Here is a 1,798-nt window from a genome sequence, read left to right as displayed (position 1 = left end):
GTCTTATCAAGTGCCTCTAGGCGGTTACATAAAGCGTAGTACAAAGTGATTAAAACGTCACGTTCGCAACTGTTCTTCATCCGCTCGCTCAGCACCATATGCTGTATATAAGTAAGGTTCTGAAGATCAGAAACAGCAACGTTCACGTCGTCAATTTCATTCTGAAGAGTATTTGTAGCGCCACAGGCGCATGCAGTGTCGTCCATAATCAAAGCCCTCACGTGGTTGGCTGTTGAATAAACCGCACGACAAACGAGCTTTCTAGGGCCCACTGGCGAGCGGGAGGCTAGAAACCTGACCACGGCAGGCGGGTTTATTCCCTCCCGAAGGAAGTGTTGTATTCACCGCCCTCCCGCTCATAGCAAAGGGTTTGCGCCTTTGGAAAAAAGGCACAAAAAATCCGCTAGTTACGGGAGCGGGTACCGCGTGGAAAGGAGGTTTCTAGGCCTCACATATGAATGTGGAATGGAACCGCCCACCTGTCAACGAAAAGTTGCAAAAGCAAAAGAACTGTTGCCGCAGGGATACGCTGGACACCAACCAGCTTCTCCCTCGTCATCTCGCACAAGCGCAGCACGATGCAGGACCCAGAACCCCACTCACCAACGCCAGTCCCCTTGGCTCTGGGTACCGGATCTCCGCTTCGCTCCGTCCGGCATGACGGCGATGGTGAGGTTTGGAAAGACACGCACCCCTCCCGCCGTCTTCCCGCACTCGATGCGGCAACTGTGTTTATGCATTGAATGGAACACCATCCCTGAGCAGAGCATTGGCTGTGATGAGTATCTTTCTCGCCAGAGCAATTATTGCCGCTTTGAAGGGCTTCCCTCTTTTTATGAGGGCTTGAGCAAATGAAGCAAAATGAGAATTAGATCGTGCAGCTGTAACCGCTGCCATATAAAGCGCGTTCCGCACGCGTTTGCGCCCACCCTTAATGGCCCGATGGCCGCGAAACTGACCACTGTCTACATTGAAAGGAGCAAGGCCAGCCAGAGCGGCAATGGCTTTGGGCGATGCGTGCCCGAGCTCGGGCATCAAAGCTAATAGAGTAGTTGCAGCAACAGGGCCTACGCCGGGAATAGAGCGTAATAGCTTGTTATCATGAGTAAATTCGGCTGTCTCTTTGAGCAGTGTATCTCGCTTTTGCTCAATGAATTTAATTTCTTCATTCAGCCAACTGATATGGCGTGCGATGCTGGCATGTTCCTCAGATAAAGCTTGGGCCAGGCGTTGGCGTTCTTTCTTACGTGTATCAACAAGCTCATCCCGCCGTTTGTGCAAGGCCGCTAGTTGGTCGCGTTCTGGTGCTCGTTGTGTGGTGGCGTCAGGTTTTAGGCATTTGCCCATGTCTGCCAGCATGCGTGCATCTATCTGATCGGTTTTTGCCATCTGCCCGAGGGCTCGAGCAAAATCCCGCGCCCGCGCTGGATTTACCCGGGAAAACCGGATCTTCAAAGTGTGGAGAGCATGTGTCAGCTTCCTGTCATAACGTCCCGTAGCTTCAAAGATAATGTTCAAGCTGGGCATGTCAGGTAATGCAGAAAGCCAGGCGGAAATCGCTTCACTGGTATTTTCTATCTGTAAGTGCTTTGAAGTGCTCTCCTCAAAAATATCCAGATAGGCTTTAGAGATATCGATACCAATATAGAAAGGGTGTAAGGTCATGGAGCCTGTCCCTGTGCTACGTGGTCCGCAAAAGCGGCCACCATCAACTGTTCAGGTTTGGTAATACATGCGAGGCGGGGTCTGGTCGCGTCACGATCTCAAGCCGTGCTGGACTCTGATCTGGGATCCAACA

Annotated in this window: 2 protein-coding genes and 1 pseudogene; all 3 read right to left on the bottom strand. The window is 51.7% G+C overall.

All coding sequences use genetic code 11. The features are described 5' to 3' along the window. Positions 1-206, bottom strand: a pseudogene (locus PsWM33_RS27735) (hypothetical protein); the annotation flags it as partial. Positions 207-448: 242 nt separating this feature from the next. Then, positions 449-688, bottom strand: a complete 240-nt coding sequence (locus PsWM33_RS27420; protein WP_153041423.1) for a hypothetical protein — start codon at positions 686-688, stop codon at positions 449-451. A gap of 44 nt (positions 689-732) precedes the next feature. Further along, a complete protein-coding gene (locus PsWM33_RS18945; protein ID WP_063301260.1) occupies positions 733-1,665 on the bottom strand; it encodes an IS110 family transposase in 933 nt (310 codons plus the stop codon). Between the last annotated feature and the right edge of the window lie 133 nt (positions 1,666-1,798).

The organism is Pseudovibrio sp. WM33 (assembly GCF_001623165.1).
Lineage (GTDB): Bacteria > Pseudomonadota > Alphaproteobacteria > Rhizobiales > Stappiaceae > Pseudovibrio.
Note: the sequence above shows the minus strand (reverse complement) of the source record. Positions and strands in the feature narration are given on the sequence as shown.